General features: G+C 65.6%; 21 protein-coding genes and 4 pseudogenes. 11 read left to right on the forward strand and 14 right to left on the reverse strand.

From position 1 onward, the window contains the following. A pseudogene (locus tag GNX96_RS46455) lies at positions 1-863 on the reverse strand (IS256 family transposase); the annotation flags it as partial. A gap of 327 nt (positions 864-1,190) precedes the next feature. Between GNX96_RS46455 and GNX96_RS66860 the strand changes: the two are divergent. The 4 genes and pseudogenes from GNX96_RS66860 to GNX96_RS46470 all read left to right on the forward strand — a co-directional run. After that, a pseudogene (locus GNX96_RS66860) lies at positions 1,191-1,685 on the forward strand (DUF222 domain-containing protein); the annotation flags it as partial. Between the two features lie 26 nt (positions 1,686-1,711). Then, positions 1,712-2,050, forward strand: coding sequence for a hypothetical protein (locus tag GNX96_RS66865; protein WP_390624347.1), 339 nt, complete (start codon positions 1,712-1,714; stop codon positions 2,048-2,050). After that, on the forward strand, positions 2,047-2,367 hold the full coding sequence (locus tag GNX96_RS46465; protein WP_163573773.1) for an HNH endonuclease: 321 nt from the start codon (positions 2,047-2,049) through the stop codon (positions 2,365-2,367). The genes GNX96_RS66865 and GNX96_RS46465 overlap by 4 nt, the downstream gene beginning before the upstream one ends. Before the next feature lie 192 nt (positions 2,368-2,559). After that, the gene (locus GNX96_RS46470) at positions 2,560-3,132 is read left to right on the forward strand and encodes a DDE-type integrase/transposase/recombinase (protein WP_163573774.1); all 573 of its coding nucleotides are present in this window, start codon (positions 2,560-2,562) and stop codon (positions 3,130-3,132) included. Here GNX96_RS46470 and GNX96_RS66870 read toward each other — a convergent pair. From GNX96_RS66870 to GNX96_RS46495, 5 genes and pseudogenes are all read right to left on the reverse strand, one after another. Then, positions 3,064-3,519, reverse strand: a complete 456-nt coding sequence (locus tag GNX96_RS66870) for a C1 family peptidase (protein WP_163573789.1) — start codon at positions 3,517-3,519, stop codon at positions 3,064-3,066. The two genes, GNX96_RS46470 and GNX96_RS66870, sit on opposite strands and share 69 nt — an antisense overlap. Before the next feature lie 301 nt (positions 3,520-3,820). After that, a pseudogene (locus GNX96_RS60560) lies at positions 3,821-4,474 on the reverse strand (RHS repeat-associated core domain-containing protein); the annotation flags it as partial. 258 nt (positions 4,475-4,732) lie between these two features. Then, a complete protein-coding gene (locus GNX96_RS46485; protein ID WP_163573775.1) occupies positions 4,733-5,290 on the reverse strand; it encodes an RHS repeat protein in 558 nt (185 codons plus the stop codon). After that, positions 5,287-8,481 (reverse strand): DUF6531 domain-containing protein, encoded by a 3,195-nt coding sequence (locus GNX96_RS46490; protein WP_163573776.1) that lies wholly within the window; start codon positions 8,479-8,481, stop codon positions 5,287-5,289. The genes GNX96_RS46485 and GNX96_RS46490 overlap by 4 nt, the downstream gene beginning before the upstream one ends. Beyond that, positions 8,478-8,912 carry a hypothetical protein gene (locus GNX96_RS46495; RefSeq protein WP_163573777.1) on the reverse strand — a complete coding sequence of 145 codons (435 nt, stop codon included), beginning with the start codon at positions 8,910-8,912 and terminating at the stop codon, positions 8,478-8,480. The genes GNX96_RS46490 and GNX96_RS46495 overlap by 4 nt, the downstream gene beginning before the upstream one ends. A gap of 176 nt (positions 8,913-9,088) precedes the next feature. On the opposite strand from GNX96_RS46495, the gene GNX96_RS46500 reads away from it, so the two are divergent. Continuing rightward, positions 9,089-9,334 (forward strand): hypothetical protein, encoded by a 246-nt coding sequence (locus GNX96_RS46500; RefSeq protein ID WP_279583338.1) that lies wholly within the window; start codon positions 9,089-9,091, stop codon positions 9,332-9,334. Between the two features lie 40 nt (positions 9,335-9,374). Here the strand turns inward: GNX96_RS46500 and GNX96_RS46505 are convergent, their stop codons facing one another. From GNX96_RS46505 to GNX96_RS46520, 4 genes are all read right to left on the reverse strand, one after another. Beyond that, entirely contained in the window at positions 9,375-9,938 is a 564-nt protein-coding gene (locus tag GNX96_RS46505) for an IPT/TIG domain-containing protein (RefSeq protein ID WP_163573779.1), read from the reverse strand. Beyond that, entirely contained in the window at positions 9,935-10,345 is a 411-nt protein-coding gene (locus tag GNX96_RS46510; RefSeq protein WP_163573780.1) for an IPT/TIG domain-containing protein, read from the reverse strand. Before GNX96_RS46510 ends, GNX96_RS46505 begins: the two co-directional genes overlap by 4 nt. A gap of 112 nt (positions 10,346-10,457) precedes the next feature. Beyond that, positions 10,458-11,195 carry a right-handed parallel beta-helix repeat-containing protein gene (locus GNX96_RS46515; protein WP_163573790.1) on the reverse strand — a complete coding sequence of 246 codons (738 nt, stop codon included), beginning with the start codon at positions 11,193-11,195 and terminating at the stop codon, positions 10,458-10,460. Beyond that, entirely contained in the window at positions 11,077-11,691 is a 615-nt protein-coding gene (locus GNX96_RS46520; RefSeq protein WP_163573781.1) for a hypothetical protein, read from the reverse strand. The genes GNX96_RS46515 and GNX96_RS46520 overlap by 119 nt, the downstream gene beginning before the upstream one ends. Before the next feature lie 241 nt (positions 11,692-11,932). Here GNX96_RS46520 and GNX96_RS46525 point away from each other — a divergent pair, with 241 nt between their 5' ends. Then, the gene (locus tag GNX96_RS46525; RefSeq protein ID WP_163573782.1) at positions 11,933-12,496 is read left to right on the forward strand and encodes a CHAP domain-containing protein; all 564 of its coding nucleotides are present in this window, start codon (positions 11,933-11,935) and stop codon (positions 12,494-12,496) included. A gap of 17 nt (positions 12,497-12,513) precedes the next feature. Here the strand turns inward: GNX96_RS46525 and GNX96_RS46530 are convergent, their stop codons facing one another. The 3 genes and pseudogenes from GNX96_RS46530 to GNX96_RS66875 all read right to left on the reverse strand — a co-directional run bounded on the left by GNX96_RS46530 (position 12,514) and on the right by GNX96_RS66875 (position 14,499). Beyond that, positions 12,514-13,359, reverse strand: coding sequence for an SGNH/GDSL hydrolase family protein (locus GNX96_RS46530; RefSeq protein WP_279583339.1), 846 nt, complete (start codon positions 13,357-13,359; stop codon positions 12,514-12,516). Between the two features lie 11 nt (positions 13,360-13,370). Further along, a complete protein-coding gene (locus GNX96_RS60565) occupies positions 13,371-13,589 on the reverse strand; it encodes a hypothetical protein (protein WP_279583340.1) in 219 nt (72 codons plus the stop codon). After that, positions 13,586-14,499: pseudogene (locus GNX96_RS66875) on the reverse strand (NADP-dependent oxidoreductase). Before GNX96_RS66875 ends, GNX96_RS60565 begins: the two are co-directional and overlap by 4 nt. Before the next feature lie 90 nt (positions 14,500-14,589). Here GNX96_RS66875 and GNX96_RS46540 point away from each other — a divergent pair. The 3 genes from GNX96_RS46540 to GNX96_RS46550 all read left to right on the forward strand — a co-directional run bounded on the left by GNX96_RS46540 (position 14,590) and on the right by GNX96_RS46550 (position 16,734). Beyond that, the gene (locus GNX96_RS46540; RefSeq protein ID WP_163573783.1) at positions 14,590-15,204 is read left to right on the forward strand and encodes a TetR/AcrR family transcriptional regulator; all 615 of its coding nucleotides are present in this window, start codon (positions 14,590-14,592) and stop codon (positions 15,202-15,204) included. Between the two features lie 266 nt (positions 15,205-15,470). Continuing rightward, a complete protein-coding gene (locus GNX96_RS46545) occupies positions 15,471-16,373 on the forward strand; it encodes a DUF222 domain-containing protein (protein WP_163573784.1) in 903 nt (300 codons plus the stop codon). Next, positions 16,327-16,734 carry a hypothetical protein gene (locus GNX96_RS46550; RefSeq protein ID WP_163573785.1) on the forward strand — a complete coding sequence of 136 codons (408 nt, stop codon included), beginning with the start codon at positions 16,327-16,329 and terminating at the stop codon, positions 16,732-16,734. The genes GNX96_RS46545 and GNX96_RS46550 overlap by 47 nt, the downstream gene beginning before the upstream one ends. On the opposite strand, the gene GNX96_RS46555 is transcribed toward GNX96_RS46550, so the two are convergent. After that, on the reverse strand, positions 16,697-17,188 hold the full coding sequence (locus tag GNX96_RS46555; protein ID WP_163573786.1) for an SMI1/KNR4 family protein: 492 nt from the start codon (positions 17,186-17,188) through the stop codon (positions 16,697-16,699). The genes GNX96_RS46550 and GNX96_RS46555 overlap by 38 nt on opposite strands. A gap of 740 nt (positions 17,189-17,928) precedes the next feature. Between GNX96_RS46555 and GNX96_RS46565 the strand changes: the two genes are divergently transcribed. Together GNX96_RS46565 and GNX96_RS46570 are read left to right on the forward strand one after the other, a co-directional pair. Beyond that, complete coding sequence (locus GNX96_RS46565) at positions 17,929-18,312, forward strand: AfsR/SARP family transcriptional regulator (protein ID WP_163573787.1); 384 nt, start codon at positions 17,929-17,931, stop codon at positions 18,310-18,312. Continuing rightward, positions 18,285-18,561 (forward strand): hypothetical protein (locus GNX96_RS46570; RefSeq protein ID WP_163573788.1); only part of this gene is annotated, 277 nt, incomplete at its 3' end. The genes GNX96_RS46565 and GNX96_RS46570, both read left to right, overlap by 28 nt.

Below are 18,561 nucleotides of genomic sequence, written 5' to 3' on the forward strand. Positions count from 1 at the left end.
TGCGCGGTATAGATCTCGCGCATCGACGGCGGCCAGTGGTTGCGGTCTGTAGGACACGAACCGCTGGCGTTGCCGGTGACGTGCACGACGCAGGTTTGCCACTACGTGTCAGGGAACGATTGAGCGGATCGAGTCGAGCCCGGCAGCCCGTCGCAGCACGCGATGAGGATGTCCCGCACGCCGCGGTTGCGCAAGTCCGTCAGGACCTTGGCCCAGAACTTGGCTCCCTCGGTGTCCTGGATCCAGCATCCGAGGGAGTGTTTGCGGCCGTCCACGTCCACTCCGATGGCCAGGTACGCGACCTTGGTGGTGACCACGCCGTTGTCCTTGATTCGGACCCGGATCCCGTCGATGTAGAGGATCGGGTAGACCTCGTCCAGCGGCCGTGACTGCCACAGCTTGATCTCGTCGACGACCACGTCGGTGATGTTCGAGATCAACTCCCGGGACGCGTTTACTCCATATATTTCAAGTAAATGCGCCTCGATGTCACGAGTTGTCATTCCTCGCGAGTACAAAGACAGGATCATGTCATCGATATTCCCCAAACGACGGGCACGTTTGGGTACGATCGTGGGCTCGAACGTCCCGTTCCGGTCCCGCGGCACCTCGATCTGGACCGGGCCGCTGAGCGTGGACACGGTCTTGCGGGTTAGCCCGTTCCGGGAGTTGCCGGACCCGCGTCCCTCCGGCGCGCCGTGCTCATAGCCCAGGTGGTCGCTCATCTCGACCTGCAACGTCCGATCCAGCACCGCCTTGGTCATCTGGTTCAGCAGACCGTTCGCCCCGTCTACCGGCGTCCCAGTGGCCTTCGCGTCCGCTAGTAGAGCATCGATCGTCGCGGTCGAGAGCGCCCCCGTCAGCCGCGCAGCCGCCGTCTCATCATCACGACGAGACGAAATGTTCCGAGTCATACGGTGTCCCTTCCGACCAACCAACAGGCCAGTCGATCTTGGTACACCTCCGGCTTACACACTTGGCATGACACGCCCAGAGCGTGCTCTGAAGCAAGAGTTTTCCACCAGGGTTAAGTGGTCCGTTTCTTATCCACAGAAACGAAAACTGGCAGCCCGACTGTCGGTGGCAGCCAGTAAAATTGGGTCATGAGCAGAAAACGACGGCGACCGGAATTCACCGACCCCAACAAACAGCCGTGGCGCACCATGCCACCCAGCTGGGTCCCCCTGCAAATGCTGGAAGAACTCGACCGGTACGGCCGAGCCGACGCTGACACCGCGCTCGCCGCGGTCGAGACACTGGACAAGGTGATTTCGTATACGCAGGCGATGCAGATGCGGTTCATGGACCGCTTCACCAACGCCCGACCCGCCGTTGGCGCACCTTTCTCTAAGTACGCTGCTGGTGAAATCGCCGCATCGCTGACCTGGAGCGTGTCCGCGGCCCAGAAACGACTGAACTTGGCGTACCAACTCGTCCATGAGCTGCCGGGCACTATGGCCGGGATGTCTCACGGCGACCTTGACCTGCGCAAGGCATTCACGTTCGCGGACCAGGTCGGCCACCTCTCACCCGAGGACGCTCGGAAAGTCGAAGAGACGGTGCTGCCCGGCGCGGACTCCAAGACGCCTCGATCGATCCGAGACAGGGCCCGGCGGGAGGTCATCAAAATCGACCCAGCAGCCGCCGAAACCCGCCGCAAAAAGCTCGTCTCCGAGAGGCGAGTCGAAAAAAACAACCCTGCGAAGACGGGATGGCTCTGCTGGGCGCGTTCCTGCCCGCCGAATCAGCCGAAGCGATCTACCGCATCATCGACACCATCGCCCGCAGCCTCAAAACCAAAGACGAAACCCGCACCATGGACGCCCTCCGCGCCGACGCCCTCACCGACCTCTGTCTGGGTGTGCCGAGCAACGTACGCACCAAAATCGAACTCCGCGTCGACGCCACCACGCTGATGGGCCTGGACGACAATCCCGCAATCCTTAGTGGTTACGGCCCGATGACCGCGCAACGCGCCCGCGAACTCGCCGGCGACGAAAACACAGTGAGTGGTATCGGATCCTCACCGATCCCGTCAGTGGTGTGGTGATCGACCATGGCCGTACGCGCTATCGGCCGACCAAGGCGCTACGGGACTTGGTGAACGCACGCGACCAACGATGCTGCGGCCCCGCCTGCAACCGACCTGCGGCGACGTGCGAGTTCGACCACACCATCCCTTTCCGCGACCCGGAAGGCAAAACGGCGTACGACAGCACCGGACCAGCCTGCAAATTCCACAACGACATCAAAGAACACGGCTGGACCGTCACCCAACCAACACCAGGACGTTTCCTGTGGACAAGCCCCACCGGACGTACGTACGACGTCACACCCAACGACGAATACCCACCACCACCGTTCTAACGAGGCTTCGGGACTGTGCCACGAACGGTGTTTTCGGCCTGACACGCCGGGCTGAGGTTCAGCGGACGTGTCGCAGTCCTGGTTCTACAAGTGGCGCGACCGGCCGCCGGCGCAGGCTCGCCGTGAGCGCCTGGACGCGGCGGTCAAGGACGTGTTCGAGGAGTCTGGCGACCACGTACGGGGTCGCCGCGGGTGCACGTCGAGCTGGTGGAGGCCGGGTGGCGGGTTGGGGAGAACACCGTGGCTGACTCGATGGCGACGCAGAATCTGGTGGCCAGGAACAAGAAACGCCGCAAGGGCCTGACCCGACCGGACAAAGCCGCGCCGATCTTCCCGGACCTGCTCAACCGGGACTTCACCGCCACCGCGCCGAACCTGCAGTGGGTCGGTGACATGACCGAAATCGTGACTGACGAGGGGAAACTCTACCTGGCGACCGCGATCGACCTGTTCTCCCGGCGGGTGTTGGGCGCGGCCACCGGCATCCACCCGGACGCCGAGCTGGCCTGCGCGGCGATCCGGATGGCCGTCGCTGCCCGCGGCAGGGCCGTCGACGGGGTCATTTTCCACACCGACCGCGGATCAACCTACACCGCCGCGGACTTCACGAAACTGTGCAGTAGCTTGTCGTGGGTCAAGCACGTCTACTGCCAAGACGGGGATGTCGTAGTGAGCTTTCTTGGTAAAATATCGAGTTCAGCCGGTCACGAGTTTGTGCATGACGTGCACCGAGTCGATGTCGCTGGACATGACGAAATCCCATGAAGCGGTGGCGAATCCGTTGGCGCCCCAGTCCGCGCCCCAGGCATTCTCGAACTTGATGCCGTTGCTGTCGTACCCGACGACAACGACCGAATGTCCGCCTTCGATCGGGTCGGTGCCGTTCTCCCCCGGCGTGTACGCGTCGTTTTCCGGGTTCAGGGAGTCGAAACTCTGCCGGACCCGAAATCCGATGACGACCGCATAGCCATGCGAAACCGCTGTCTCGATGGTTGTTTTCAGGTTGTCGTCCAGGGAAACGATGTCGTACGACGAAATTCTGTAATGCCCCGCGTTCGCGCGTTGGGCGGCGGTCGGCTGAGTCGTGTAGTCGTAGTCGCCCTGCGGGTAGTCGGCGCGAGTGTCGATTCTGGTCTTTCTGGATTTGCAAATTGGTGGTGATCGACGTGTTCACGTTGCGGCCCTTCACAATCTGGGCGTAGACATACATCGGCGCCATCGAGCCGCCGGCGATTCCCTGTTCCTTCATCAGCAGACCGAAACCGGTGTATCCGGTGGCCCAGGACGAGCAGGAGTCGACGACGGAACCCTGTTCGCCCGCGACCGGAGCGTACTGCGACAGGTCGTAGCTGGCCGGCAGGCTGGCGGCGGCATTTGCCGGTGCGGCGAAAGCCACGACGCTGGCGACGACGACTGGTACGAGGGCGATTTTTCGCATAGCTGTCTCCGAAATCTACTCATGCTCAGGGTTCGGGACGAATCCGCCGATTCCGGTGAATCCAATGGAGCCCCAGTTCCACACGTTCGACAGCGCTGGTCCAGTGCTGCCCACCTCGTGACCGGCCGCACTGCCAAGCGATTCCAGGAATTTCTCTCCGAGCCTGTCGATAAGCGCCCCTTCTCCGGCAAGTGCGACGACGCCCGCGATTCCGGCGCCGCAACTGAGGCGTTCACCGTTGCTGCAGGCGACCGCGGTGTCCGCCGCGCCCAAGAGCAGGCCGGCGACGGTGGCGCCGGTGGCGATAGCGCCCGCGACGGCGGCGACGGGAGCCCAGGCGGGTGCGGTCACCACCGCGGCGACTGCGGTCCCGATGATCGCCGCGGCACCGAGTCCGATTTCCCACCAGGATTTGTTGTTCCAGACAACGTTCTGCCAGACGCTGCCCAACCAGCCGAGCAGGTCGAACCCACCGGCCTGTTGCGCGCTGAGTCCGAGCGGGTCGACCGAGGTGGTGGGCCGGTTTCCGGTGTACGCGTAGACATTCGTGTCTCCGCCGGCCAAACCGGTCGGGTCCGCGCTGAGGAACCGCTGGTCGGCCGTCGTGTAATAGCGCGCCCGGTTGAAATACTGCCCGGAGCCATCGTCGTCCCGTCCGGTGAACCGGGTCGCATTGCCACCATCGTCCCCGCGCGGTGGTGGCCCCGAACGGTTCGTACGTGTATTGCCCGGTGACGCCGCCGGAACCGTCGGCGACGGCGACCGTGCTGTTGAGCCGGTCGGTGAGCAACGACCGGGTCGATCCCGCGGCCGTACGAGCGAAAAACCTCGTCGACACCGCCAGTCATTCTCGTCGCCGTCACCGTGCTTCCGGACAGTTCCTCGACAACGTTCGCGCCATCGAACAAATAGTTGGCGGCACCCTTGCTACGTACGACGGCCGAGTGCGTCATAGCCGTACGTCGTCGTCGCTGCGCCGGACGCGCTGCTGGCGAGCTGGCCACGCGAATTCCAGACGTAACTGGTGGTGCCGTTGGACAGCAGATTGCCATCCTTGTCGTACGAATAGGCCGTGTCGCCGACCTTGCTGAGTTCGTTGCCGGCGTCGTACGTGGCCGGGCCGTACTCCTGCGGGATGGTCGTCCTGGCGAAACTGCCGCCGACACTGGACACCTGCCCGCTCTGGTCGTACGCGTAGGTCAGGTCGCCGATATTGGTGCCGTTGCGGCCATATCCGATGCCGGTGATCTCGTTGGCCGAGTCGTACGTGTAACTCTGCACGACACTGTCGGGAAGGGTGACCGAAGTGCGTCGCCCGGCACCGTCGTACGCGATGCTGACGGCGTTCGAGCCCTGCGCCTCATCGGTGAGTTCGCCAGCGGCGTCAAGGGTGTAGCTCACCGGCTGTTGGCCCGCGACGGTCATCGAGACGCGGTTGCCGTCGGTGTCGTACGTGTAGTCGATCCGGCCGGCCGGTGTGGTCACGCGAGTCTTGTGGTCAGACCCGTCGTAGACATTGCTGACCGTGCCGTTTTTTTCGAGTCGGCGACGGACACCACCCGGTTGCCGGCGTCATATGTGTAGGTGATGGTGCTGTCGGAATAGCGGGTCGTCCGAAGCCGTCCCAGCGCGTCGTATTCCTGCTTGGTCACCTTCCCGCTGGCGGTTGTGGTGCTGGTCAGGTTTCCCGCCGGGTCGTACGAGTAGCTGCTGGCATGCGAGAGCGGATCGGTCATCGCGGTCGAGTGATTCTCGGCGTCGAAGGTGTAGGTCGTGCTGTGGCCGCTCGGATCGGTGAACTTCGTGGCGTTCCCGTCCGCGTCGTAACCGATGGTCGTGTGCTGCCCGAGCGGGTTGGTGCTGGCCAGCACCCGGCCGGCGGCGTCGTGGGTGACCACGGTAGCCGCGCCGAGCGGGTCGGTGGTGACGTCGACCCAGCCGGCCGCGTCGACGCTGCGGCGGATCGCCCGGCCGGTCGCGTCGGTGATCGCCACCTGGTCGCCGAGCAGGTAGGTCGTGGAGGTGCGGTGCCCGAGCGGGTCGGTGACGCCGGTGACCTGACCGTCCGCGTTCGTCTGGGACGTGGTGACGCGGGACAGCGGGTCGGTCACGGTGGCGAGGGATCCGTCCGGCCGGTAGGCGTACGTGGTCGACTGGCCCATTGCGTCGATCGACTGGCTGAGCTGGTGGAACGGCCCGTCATAGACCTGTTTCTCGGTACGCGCCGCCGACGTGCCCGCCAGCTCTACGCGGGTGATCGGGGACCCGTACGCGTCGTAGGTCAGGTCGGTACGACGGCCGAGGGCGTCGGTGTAGCTGGTCGGCTGGTTGGACACCGGGTCGCGTACGACAGTGACGGTCTGCGCCAGCGAGTTCCCGTAGCCGGTCGTGTAGCTGGTCAGATACCCGGTCTTGTTGAAGATGTACTGGTGGACCGTGCCGAGTTGGTCGGTCATCCGGGTCTCGGTGAGCCGCTCGGCGGCATCCAGCGTGTACGCGAACTGATAGGTGCCGCCATCACCAAGCACCTGCTTGCTGACCCGCCCGTATGAGTCGTACGTGTTGGTCAGATACACCTGACCTCGATGGTTCGCGGCGGTGGCCATCCGGCCGTTGCTGTCGTACGTGTACGAGGACACCCCGCCGGTGGGGTCGGTGACGGTCGCCAGATGGCCGTGCGAGTCGTAGCCGTAGCTGACCGTACGACCGGTGTTGTCGATGGCGGCGGTGGTCCGGTTGAGCGCGTCGTAGGTGAACCGCACCCAGCGGCCGTGCGGGGCGGTGACCTGGGTGACCGGGCCGTTGGACAGCCCGAACCCGGTGTCCTGGTCGGCGGTGCCGGGTCCGCGGGTGATGGTCACCGTGTTGCCGTAGCGGTCGCGGATCGCCTGCAGCGGCGCGTTCTCGCCGAACACCAGCGTCGTGCCGTCGAGCAGCCGTACGTCGAAGCCGTCGCCGTTCCACGCCATCACCGCGCCCGCGTACTTCGTCGGCGTGGGAGTCGCGGTGAACACCGCGTCGGCATAGTCGTACGGGCGGCTGCCACCGGGAGTGAGCCGCTGGAAGGAAATCCGGCCGCCGTCGGCCAACACCAGCTGGCTGGAGGTGGCGCCATGCGGCGCATAGAGGAAGAGGTTGTATCCCCCGCTGTCCCCGACCCCGAAGTCGTGGATGCCGCTGTCGTTCTGCCGGTACGTCCGGGCAACCGTCAGCGGGATCGTGTCCGGCACCGTCAGGTCGGTCTCGGTGTCGATAAGCAGCCCGGTGGCGAGGTCGACCGGGTCGCCGCCAGCGACGTTGCCACCCGGCGGCGGCCCGGTGCCCGGCGGCGGTGGAGTCCCACCGGAGCAGGTCGCGCAGGCCGGCCGCAGACCATGCTGGATGTCCTTATGGACGCCCGGCTGGCTTCGTACGGTGGGCGCCTTCTTCGACGCCAGCGCGACCGGCTTGGCAGCCAGTCCGCGGGTCACGTGCCCACCTTTTGGCCTTGTCCGGAGTATGGGTTTGGCTTTCCCGGGGAGCGGGGCCGGTGAGTGGACGCCGTTGCGTGCTGGATCACTCGTACGAGTGGCCGCCGACGCTGACGCCGAAGCCGCCAGCGTGATCGTCACAGACCCAGGTCCGTTGTACGGATTGAGGTAGATCCAGTACGTACCGTCCGCCGGCAACGTGGGCAGGACGACCGGATTGGCATCCCCGCTGGCCGAGATGAGAGTGTCGCCGGCCGGCGTCGACACGCCCACCCACGGGCGGCTGCGAGTGGTCATCTTGGCGAACGAGAGCTCGAGCTTCTGCCCGTCGTTGCCCTTGAAGCTCACATAGTGGGTTTGGCCAGTCCGCCCGAGAGTCAGGGTCTTCGCGGAGGTGAGGCTGATGCTCCCCTCGTTGACCTGATCGGAAAGAGTGATCCACAGCGAGCCGTAGTCACCGTCCAGCGGTTCCATCATCAGCCGGTAGGTGCCGTCCTTGGGCGCGTTGAAGTCGGCGAAGCTGCCGGTGCCCATGGAGCTGTCGGACTGGATCGACCCGTCGGGCCCGAGGACCCGGAACGCCACCGGTGTGGTGAAGTCCGAGCCGGAGACCCCCAGCGAGACTCCTTCATTGGCCTTGGCGGTGAAGGTCGTCTGGACGACACCACCGAGCAGGCCCACGGCGAGGCTCGCTTTGGCGCCACCGATGGTGGCCGCCGGGAACACCACCGTTGGCGCGATCCTGACCTGCCCGGAACCGGTCTCACCGAAAGGTGCCACGACGACTTGGTACGTGCCTGTCTGCGGAAGCGCGTCGAGGTCGACCGCGGACCACGCCGAGTCATTCCACAGCGTCTGTCCGTCCGGCCGCTTTATGGTGATCGGCAGGTAGTAGTTGAACGTGTTCGTACCCAGCACAAAGCTGAGTTTTTGTCCTTTCGTACCAGCGAAAGTGAAGCGGCTGGGTTGACCGGGCCGGCTGGCGGACAAAGGCGTCTCGACGCCGAGGTCGAGCGCGCCGGCGGCCACCTCACCGGACAGCGTGACCGACACCGATCCGGTGCTCTTGCCGCCGTCAGCGGTCAGCTGCACCCGGTATTGGCCGGTGCGATCGGGAGTGAAGGCGAAGGTGGAAACGTCGGCGAGGCCGTCGTACTCATCCTCCTCATCCCCGTTGGGATCGAGCACCTCCGCGTGCAGGGTCACCGAGGACCCAAAGCCCAGTGGTGGTAAGCGAATGTCAATGGCACTCCCTTGGTTGCGGGGAACGTCAACTGCGCGGTGCCTCCTTTGCTGGCGATGGTGGACACGACGGTCGGACCGGTCGGGCTGATGCTGGTGGAAACCGGACGGGTCGCGAGGCGCAGCGTCGCCGACCCGGGCGACGAGTACGTGTGGACGGTCACTCGATAGATCCCGGTGGCGGTCAGCGGTGGCAGGTCCCGGTGTCCGTTGAGTTGGCCGGCGAACAGCACCGCGCCGTCCGGGCCGGCGACCGTCACGTTGGGCACATATTTTGTTGCTGTGATGCCAGAAACGTCGAGACCGAGCTCCTCGTTGATGGTGCCCGCGTAGGTGAAGGTCTCCTGCTGCCCCGGGCGGGCGATGGTGGCCGTCACGGCGGTGCCCAGTGCCAACGCGCCGCCCTGCTGCAGGCTCGACGCGACGACCCGGAACGAGCCGGGCTGGGGATCCTTGGATGCGAGTACGACGGTGTAGTGTGCCGGTCTCGGCCGGGTTCAGAACGTAGTAACCCGGGCCGTTGGTTTGCGGAAACCCGGAGGTCGCGCCGTCGGAATCCCAGAGCACCGGGGTGCCGTTGGGCTCGCGGACGGTGACGGTGGTGGTGTTCCCCTTCGGGAACGTGGCCTGGTCGAACCCGAGATCGACCTGCTGTCCTTTGGTTACCGGTAACGAAAGCTCGGTCTCCTGGCCCGGCCGGTCGAACCGCGCGACGCTGCCAGCGCCATCGACGACCAGGCTGCCGGTGGTCTTGCTGGAAAGCGTCAGCGTCACCGGACCGACGTTGTCCACGTCCGGCGTGACCATGATCTGGTAGGTGCCACTCACCGGCAGCGGCGGCAGGTCGTACGCGCCGTTCAGCTGGTCAATCCAGCGGCCGAGGTCGTACTCGTCGCGGCCGAACCCGGCGCCGTACGGGTCGAAAAGCTCCACCCACGCGCTGTACGCCACGGTGCCGCCGCTCGCTCCGAGGCTGACCGCTGCTGACCGCGGCTGCCGTCGAACCGTACGAGCGCGTATTTGTCCTTGCTGGGAAGGGAAACCGTGGTCGACGGGCCGTCCACGGCAACGGTGGCGTCAACCGCCTTGTCCGCCGGGTCCAGCGCGCTGGGCACCACCAGGAACGGCGCCGGCGACGGGGCGGACCGCCCGCCGGCGGCCACCGTGACCGGACCTGAGCCGGCCGTCTCCGGCACGGTCACCGTCAATGCGGTCGCGGTCGCGGCGGTGACCTGTGCCCTGGTGTGGCCAAAACTGACCGCATCCAGCGCCGCGTCCGGGTCGAACCCGGCGCCGGAAATGGTCACCGTCGTACCCGCGCCACCTCTCGTTGGCGACACATCGGAGACCGCCAACGACCCGGCGTTCGCGCGTACGGTGAAGGATTCCCGGCTCGTGGCCGATCCTGCCGAGGTGGTCACGGTGACCGCCCCCGAGGTCGCGCCGTCCGGCACGGTGACCGTGAGAGTGGTCGGTGTCCGGTCGCCGCGGTCTCGCCGAACAGGACCGTATTTTCGCTGGCAGGCAACACGAAGCCGGCGCCGTGCAGCGTCACCGTCTGGCCGCTGGACCCGGCGGCCGGGACCACGCTCAGCACCGACAAGGCGGAGGCGGCCTGCCGATGGATCGTGGTGAGATTCCCGTTCGGGTCGTAGCGGTATCCGGCCGAGCCGGACTGCTGCTGGGTGACCCCGGCCAACCGGCCGGCCGCGTCGTACGCGTAGTTCACCGAGGTGTCCGGGGGCGGGTCCGCTTGTGCCACCGCGGGAGGCGCCACCAGGGCCGAGCCGGCCATCACCAGGACCACCGCCGCGCCGCGGAGTCTCATCCATCTTTGGCGCTTGGGTTGGATCAACATTTCGGGTCTCCCCTTGGCAGGGTCTGGGTTGGCACGGTCTGGGTTGGCGCTGTCTGGGGTGGCGCTGTCTGGGTTGGCGGGTTTAGCGCTCGTACGCACCGATGTCGTAGCCGGCGCCGCCGGCCGGTCGGGGGTGGTTCTCCAGGTCGAAGGCGGGTGCGTCGGTGGCCGAGCCGGCATCGATGGGACGGGAACCGTCACTCAGGTGGAAGTCGCCGGCCTGCGGGTTGACGAAACCGGGGTCGCCGGTGAGATTGTGGTCGCTGGCGAAGCTTGGGTGGGAAACCGCGCCTTCCGCGTAGACGTTGTTGCGCAGGATGTTCTGGCCGCCGAAGGAATCGGCATCAAACCCGACCGCACCTTTTTTGTTGCCGTAGAACGTGTTGTTCACCGCATGGATATTGGATATCGTGCCGCTGGACTCAATCCAAAAATCCAGCCCGGCCGCCGCGTTGTTCGCCAGGACGTTGTTGTAAACCTGCACGTCGTCGGTCTTGCGGCTGGACGAGCATTCCTCCACCGCGAGCATGATGCCGGCCTTGGTGTTGTTTTTCGTGCCAGTGGAGACGTTGTTGTAGATCTGTACGTGCGACGAGCCGTCCACATAGATGTTCGGGGCCGGTTTTCCGGTGACGACGTTGTCATGGATTTTGGCCTGGGCGTTGTCGTCGTACTTGACGTCAATGCCTTCTTCGCCATTGTCATGCACTTTGGTGTTTCTGACCTCGAGGTTGCTCGACCCCTGACCGAGGGTCAGCGCTTCGTGGTCGGCTGACGTGCCACGCGCGTTGGTGCCGTGAATGTCGCATCCGTCGACCAGAGTGTTTTTTCGTGTTGAGCGCTACCAGGCCGCCGTCCTGGGATCCGTCGACGCCGAAGTCCTGGAAAACCAGGTCGTGCGCACCGTTGGCCATCACACCGAAGCCGCTCGAACCCTTGGACGTTAACCCAATAAAACGCTGCCATGAATGGTTACCGACGGCGACCAGGCCCTTGCTACCGCCCGAGCCGGTGATGACGGCCGTACCGCCCGAACCGTAGAACGTGACATACATTCCGGACGAGCCGTTCGTCTTGATGGACAGCCCACCGCTGTACGTTCCGGCCGCGATCTGCACGTTGTCGCCGGGCGCGGCGGCATTCGCGGCCGCTTGCGGTGTCGCATACTGCGCACCGGGACCGACCGTCAGTGTCCGGCCCGACGCCGGCGGCGGCACATCGCTCGGACGTACGACCGCGGTCGTACTCGCCATCACCGGCATAGCAAGAACACCAGCCATCGCGGCAATCTGGAGACCGGTCAGCGTACGCACCATCGTTCCACCCCCGTCAAAAGAGAATTCTGGAATGCCCTTCACCCGAGCAGACGTAGGTTACGAAACCAGCCAATACCTGGAAAGGGCACCAGAAAGCCCCTGACCTGCGCCGATACACCGGCGCTACGCAACAGCTACTCAGCCGGCCCAGTACATAGTGAGAAATTAGAGACTTATTAGGAGCCATCGCGACCATCGAGCTCTGTCAGAGGCAATCCCGCCTCCGCCGGAAGGAGATGACATGCTCCATCGAAAGCTGCTCGGACTGATGGTGGCCGTAGGCGTCATGGGTGCGTTCGCTGCCAGCGCCATTCCCGCCCAGGCCGCCGCACCGACCACGACGCGGGTGGTCGCCGCGCCGGCGGCCGAAACGCCGGCGCAGAAAGCGGCCCGGTTGGCCAAGCCCTGCGTGAAAACCGGCGTTAGTGGCGCCGAAATCAGCTGCATCGCCCGGAGCCAGAACGGCATGAAGGAATGGGGCAGCAACTGCAACCCGTACACCACCCGCTGCGAGGAATGGTGCGGCGACTTCGCCGCCTGGGTTATGGTCAAGGCCGGCGGCTCGGCTCCCAGCGGCTATCCGGCCGCGGCTTCGTGGCGGAAGTGGACGAGGGTCAGTACGCCGAAGGTCGGTGACGTGGCCGTGCAGTCCACTGGCCACCACGTGGAGGTCGTCGTCGGGGTGACCAGGTCCGGGAGCAAACTCATCGTCGCCAGCGTCGGCGGCAACTCCGGCAACAAGGTGACCTATCACTCGAACAACAGCTACGCGAGCTGGACTTACCACGACAACCCAGCGTTCTGATCTGAACCCGGGCGCGTTTATCGCAAGTAGGGAAGCAAAATCAGCCGGCCGGCTCGGTCGCCCATGCGCAGGTGGGCGGCCGCGTCGGGGTGTACGCCGTCGGGCAGCGCGCTGGCTTCGTCCGGTCCGAGGAGTTCGCGCCCGTCCAGGTAGTGCAGCGCCGGGTCCGCACGGAGGTCGACGATCTTGGCCAGCAGCGTACGAACGCTGGTTTGGGTCAGCGTCCCGGAGTCCACCTCGGTCCCGGTGGTGGCATCCCGGTCGCGAAAGGCGGTCGGCGAGATAAGCACGATCGGGGTCGTCGGGTGGCCCTCGCGGATCGTGTCCAGGAATCCGTGGACGGCCGGCACGAAGGTGCGTTCGCGCATCGACGCTTCCCCGATGAGGTTGATCCCGACCTTGAGTGAGACCAGGTCGGCAGGGCTGTCCCGAATGGCGCGAGCGACCTCCGGGTCGAGTACGGCGTTGCCGGCGAATCCGAGGTTGGTCAGCGCTGCGCCGGTCGTCAGCGCCGCGATGGCCGGCCAGGTCAGGGTCGGGGCGATTGCTTCCAGGCCGTGGCTGATCGAGGAGCCGTAGTGCACCCAGGCTCGGCCGGACGGCGGGGTCGGTACGAGCAGTGGCGCGTCGGTTTCGAGCGTACGCAGCTCAACCGTCGCGCTATGTGGCAACCAGATCTCGACGTCCTTCTCCCCGGCCGGCAGATCGTCGAAACGTACGATCTCGGCGGGACCAGGGGTCAGCCGGGCGTCAGCGCGTTCGGGGCCGAGGGTCAGCACATCGCCGGCCTTGGCTCGCACGCGGGCGAGCACGGTGCCATCGACGGCGAGGTCGAACGACGCCGGCAGTTCCCCGTCGGGCATCACCGACACGGTCACGTGTACGCCCAACGCCAACGACCGCGCTGCCGTACGCAGCCGCAGCGGAGCCCCCCCGCGGCTTGCGAGACGACCAGATCCATCCGACTGTCGGACAGCCGCGGCCGGGTCCACGCCGGCAGCCGCCGCGGGCGTACACCGGCTGGCGTACGTTCCAGGTCCAACGCGCCGAGAATCATCACCCGGTCGTCGGGCAGCGAGAGACGAGCGGTCATCGCGAACCTCCGACCAGCAGGACGAGCTTTCCGCCGACCTGACCGGTCTCGCCGGCACGGTGTGCCTCCGCGATGTCGGTCAGCGGGAACGTCGCTCCTACCGGCACGGAGAATCCGCCGGACTCGATGAGGTCACCGATCTGGTCGAGCGTGTAGAGGGCGCGGCCGGCGTCGCCCCTGCTGAAGCGCACGCCGTACTGCTCCGCGCCAGCGAAATCGGCGATCGTGACGACGTGCTCCGGCCCCCCGGCGAGGTCGATGAGATCGGGTAGGACCCCGTTGCCCGCGACATCGAGCGCCAGATCGACGCCGTCCGGCGCGAGCGCGCGGACCCGCTGCACCATGCCGTCTCCGTACGTGACGGGTTCGCCGCCGCATGACCGTACGACCTCGTGGTTGGCCGCGCCGCAGGTGCCGATCGCGCGTGCGCCACGCGCCACCGCGAGGAGGAGACGGCGGCGCGGCCGATGCTTCCAGAAGCGCCGTTGACGAGCAGTGTGTTGCCGTTCCGGACCCCGAGCTGGTCGAGCGCCCGCGCGGCCGTCTCCACCGCGACCGGCAACGCGGCGGCCGCGGCGAAGTCGAGCGATGCCGGGATCGGTGCGTAGAAGGACAGCACCGCCAGCTCGGCCTGTGCGGGGCCTTCGGTGCTGAATCCGAAGACCCGATCACCGATATCGACCTTCGTGACGCCTTCGCCGAGCTCGTCGACGATGCCGGCCACCTCGTACCCCATCGTCTGGGGAAGCTCCTGATCCATCAGGCCCTGGCGCTTCTTCCAGTCGCTCGCGTTGACGCCAGCGGCCCGTACGGCGACCCGGACCTGGCCGGGACCCGCGTGCGGATCCGGAAGGTCGACGATCTCCAGAACCTCTGGGCCGCCGAACCGGCTGAACTGTGCTGCCTTCATGAGTTCGTCCCTCCGTACCGAGCTGATGATCCAGACCTTACTCCATTCTTAGAGTTCACCCCAAACTTGTGGCTTGATACACTTTCACGCATGGCTCGTACCGGACTTCGTGACCTCAAGAAAGCTCGTACACATCGGCACATCGCCGACACCGCGGCGCGGCTGTTCGCCGAGCGGGGGTACGAGGCGGTGACGGTCAGCGAGATCGCGCGCGCGGCCGAGGTCGCCGAGCAGACGCTCTACAACTACTTCCCGACCAAGGAACAGCTGGTCACCGACCGCGAGCAGCAGATACAGGACCAGCTCAGCGACCTGATCCGTACTCGCCCGGCCGGCACCAGCCCCGCCGCCGCCATCCGGGACTTCATCCTGCGGACCCTGCCGGACAGCTCCGAGATGCCGCCAGCAGCCGCCCGCGGCACGCTCGGCTACCTGGCCACCATCAGCCCCACCGTCCACCGGCTGGCGCTGGAACTCACCGACCGCCTCGCCACCGCGCTGGCCGCGGCCATCAGCGACACAACCCCGATCGCACCGGAGATCGCCCGGCTGCAGGGCATCGCACTGGCCGGCGTGTTCCAGATCCTCATCAGCGAATCCGGCCGCCGCATCCACGAAGGCCAGAACCCAGCCGAACTAGCCGACGCACTGCGCCCAGCCATCGAAAACGTCCTCACCGAACTGGACCGCTGGCTCACCAAATAACAACGCACCCGAGCCGCTGCCACCGTGTACACCACCACGTTCGGCGGGCTGGTCCGCTGTCGTACTGGCTGGTCGCCGAGGGCGTCACCGCGGCCAGCAACGCCCCACTCAATACCGACTTGGAAGAAAACAATGAGTTGAATACCGGACCAGAGCACGCGCTTTGAAAGAGGAGTTCTCCACAGGGGCGTTTAGGTGGTCCGTTTCTTATCCACAGAAACAAAATCGGCGACCAGACTGTCGGTGGCGGCCGGTAAAATCGTGTCATGAGCAGAAAACGACGGCGACCGGAATTCACCGACCCCAACAAGCAGCCGTGGCGCACCATGCCACCCAGCTGGGTCCCCCTGCAGATGCTGGAAGAACTCGACCGGTACGGCCGAGCCGACGCTGACACCGCGCTGGCCGCGGTCGAGACGCTGGACAAGGTGATTTCGTATACGCAGGCGATGCAGATGCGGTTCATGGACCGCTTCACCAACGCCCGCCCCGCCGTAGGCGCACCATTCTCCAAATACGCGGCCGGTGAAATCGCCGCATCCCTGACCTGGAGCCTGTCAGCGGCTCAGAAGCGGTTGAATTTGGCGTACCAACTGGTCCATGAGCTGCCGGACACGATGGCGGGGATGTCTCACGGCGCCCTTGACCTGCGTAAGGCGTTCACGTTCGCGGACCAGGTCGGCCACCTCTCACCCGAAGACGCCCGGAAAGTCGAAGAGAAGGTGCTACCCGGCGCCGACTCGAAAACGCCTCGATCGATCCGGGACAGGGCCCGCCGGGAGGTCATCAAAATCGACCCAGCCGCCGCCGAAACCCGCCGCAAGAAACTCGTCTCCGAGAGGCGAGTAAAAAAACAACCCTGCGAAGACGGCATGGCTCTGCTGGGCGCTTTCCTGCCCGCCGAATCAGCCGAAGCGATCTACCGCATCATCGACACCATCGCCCGCAGCCTCAAAACCAAAGACGAAACCCGCACCATGGACGCACTCCGCGCCGCCGACCCTCACCGACCTCTGTCTCGGCGTCCCCAGCAACGTACGCACCAAAATCGAACTCCGCGTAGACGCCACCACGCTGATGGGCCTGGACGACAACCCAGCGATCCTGAGTGGCTACGGCCCGATGACCGCGCAACGCGCCCGCGAACTCGCCGGCGACGAAAACAGTGAGTGGTACCGAATCCTCACCGACCCCGTCAGCGGAGTGGTCATCGACCATGGCCGTACGCGCTATCGCCCCCACCAAAGCGCTACGGGACCTGGTCAACGCACGCGACCAACGATGCTGCGCGGCCCCGCCTGCAACCGACCCGCCGCCACCTGCGAATTCGACCACACCATCCCCTGCCGCGACCCGGAAGGAAAGACCGCGTACGACAGCACCGGACCAGCCTGCAAATTCCACAACGACATCAAAGAACACGGCTGGACCGTCACCCAACCAACACCAGGCCGATTCCTCTGGACCAGCCCCACCGGACGCACCTACGACGTCACACCCAACGACGAATACCCACCACCACCGTTCTAACGGTAGGAAGGAGCGCCGGCGAGGGTCCGTCGGAGGCAATATTTTTGGCCTTGAGCCCCGCAATCAGGGTCAGAAGACGTCGTCGGCGTGATCCTCGCTGGGCCGGAGCGCCTGAATGACGCTCACAAAAGTCCGGTGCGAGCACGGTGATCCGATAGTCGTCTTCCTGGCCGACATGAACAACCCGCGGTTCACCATCGGGACCGCACTCGCGGTAGTCGAACGCGATCATGTCGTGGCCTGCGCTCGGCGTAGTGCCGAAATACACACCTATCGCCGGATACTCCCAGTCCTGGATCCAAAAGGCACTGCCAGAACCACCCCCGAGTGAGGAATACTGTTCCCTCCCTATCCCCATGATGTCGTCGATTTCCACGTGATCCTCGGCGTACGTGGTCGAGTTAGGCGCGGGACAACAACTGCGACAAGGGACCCCGCCGTTACGCGACCGCATCAGTGCCCAGCGGGGCTGCGGGTTGTTGCGCTGTCAGTCGACGGCGTACGCGCGAAGGAAAGTGTCCACGGCGACCTTGCGTGCCTCGGCGGCGAGGACCCGGCGGGTGCCCAGCCGCGACCGGGTCTCCATCGGCGCGGTGAGCAGCGCGAGAGATCGAAGCTAGCAGATTCGGCCCGGGTCTCCGATCCAGCAAACCTGCTTTTTGCCGACGACGCACTGGCCCGAACAGTTGTTGACCTTCAACGTGTACTTTATCGTGTTCATGCGGCCGTTTGTAACAAACGCGAACGGGGTTCGCGCAGCTGTCACAGGGGTCCGGCGGGCGACACGCGGCCGCGGTCGTACGGGGCAGCAGCCACCGGACGGCGGCGTCGGACAATTTCGCGAGGGACATGTGGTCTCCATTCCGTCGGGAATTACTGGACAAATCCGCTAACCACGCAGCCGGCGTACGACAACGCCAGGCACCACGTCCGCGAGCAAAGCGACCGCACGTTTGATCAACCACGGCGGCCTCCAGAACACAGGTCGGAGTCATGGGTGTCTCGGACCACCGTGGCCGCGACCAGCCGCGCCCGTACGACCAGCGGTGACACCGAGCGGGAGCAGCTCGAGCGCGATCATGAGCGGAGTGTTCCCGGGGCCGCTAACACCTCGCTAACACGATCCTGTCCAGAACGATCAGACCGTCCGTTCCGGCACTGTGAAACACCACGCTGACCACTTAGGTTGGGGTCGTGGTGGCGCACCAGGAAATCGAGTTCGGCGTATTGGGCTGCGTTGAAGCGTGGTCGGGTCCCAGGCGGCTGGAACTCGGGCCGCCGAAACAGCGGTTGGTCCTCGCCGTCCTGCTCCTGGAGGCGAACCGGGTCATCTCGACCGAACGACTCGTGGACCTGTCCTGGCCACAAGACCCGCCGGCGTCGGCGCGGACCGCCATCCACGGCCGGATTTCCCGGCTGCGGGCGACGATCGCGGCCGCCGACGGGCTCGCGCACGGGGTGGCGTTGGTCAGCGAAGGCTCGGGATATCGGCTGAACATCGATCCAGAACTGGTCGACGCACACCGCTTCGTCGCGTGGAGGCGCATCCGATGCGGCAAAGCCCGCACCGGAGCCTGATCGACGGGTTGACCAGCCTGCTGGAGGCGCATCCGATGGACGGCGCGGTGTCCTCGGACGTACGACTGCGGCTGTGCGGAAATCTCGAAGAGGCTCGGCTGCTCGCACTGGAGGACCGGGCCGACGCCTTGCTGCGCCTCGCGGCTGCAAAGAGAAGATTCGAGCGGGCTGACCAGCCTGCTGGAGGCGCATCCGATGCGGAGCGGATGGCAGCCAGCTCGTCCTCACGCCTACCGGTCGGGTCAGGCC

Origin of the sequence: Fodinicola feengrottensis, from assembly GCF_010993775.1 — a bacterium.
Taxonomy (GTDB): domain Bacteria; phylum Actinomycetota; class Actinomycetes; order Mycobacteriales; family HKI-0501; genus Fodinicola; species Fodinicola feengrottensis.

Bases quoted from the DNA above. Each gene is read 5' to 3' on its own strand.
- GNX96_RS46555 (WP_163573786.1), bottom strand. From the start codon at position 17,188: ATGCGGTCGCGTAACGGCGGGGTCCCTTGTCGCAGTTGTTGTCCCGCG.
- GNX96_RS46550 (WP_163573785.1), top strand. From the start codon at position 16,327: ATGACCGCGCAACGCGCCCGCGAACTCGCCGGCGACGAAAACAGTGAG.
- GNX96_RS46510 (WP_163573780.1), bottom strand. From the start codon at position 10,345: ATGAGACTCCGCGGCGCGGCGGTGGTCCTGGTGATGGCCGGCTCGGCC.
- GNX96_RS46525 (WP_163573782.1), top strand. From the start codon at position 11,933: ATGCTCCATCGAAAGCTGCTCGGACTGATGGTGGCCGTAGGCGTCATG.
- GNX96_RS46545 (WP_163573784.1), top strand. From the start codon at position 15,471: ATGAGCAGAAAACGACGGCGACCGGAATTCACCGACCCCAACAAGCAG.
- GNX96_RS60565 (WP_279583340.1), bottom strand. From the start codon at position 13,589: ATGACCGCTCGTCTCTCGCTGCCCGACGACCGGGTGATGATTCTCGGC.
- GNX96_RS46530 (WP_279583339.1), bottom strand. From the start codon at position 13,359: ATGCCCGACGGGGAACTGCCGGCGTCGTTCGACCTCGCCGTCGATGGC.
- GNX96_RS66865 (WP_390624347.1), top strand. From the start codon at position 1,712: ATGGCTCTGCTGGGCGCGTTCCTGCCCGCCGAATCAGCCGAAGCGATC.
- GNX96_RS46520 (WP_163573781.1), bottom strand. From the start codon at position 11,691: ATGGTGCGTACGCTGACCGGTCTCCAGATTGCCGCGATGGCTGGTGTT.
- GNX96_RS46540 (WP_163573783.1), top strand. From the start codon at position 14,590: ATGGCTCGTACCGGACTTCGTGACCTCAAGAAAGCTCGTACACATCGG.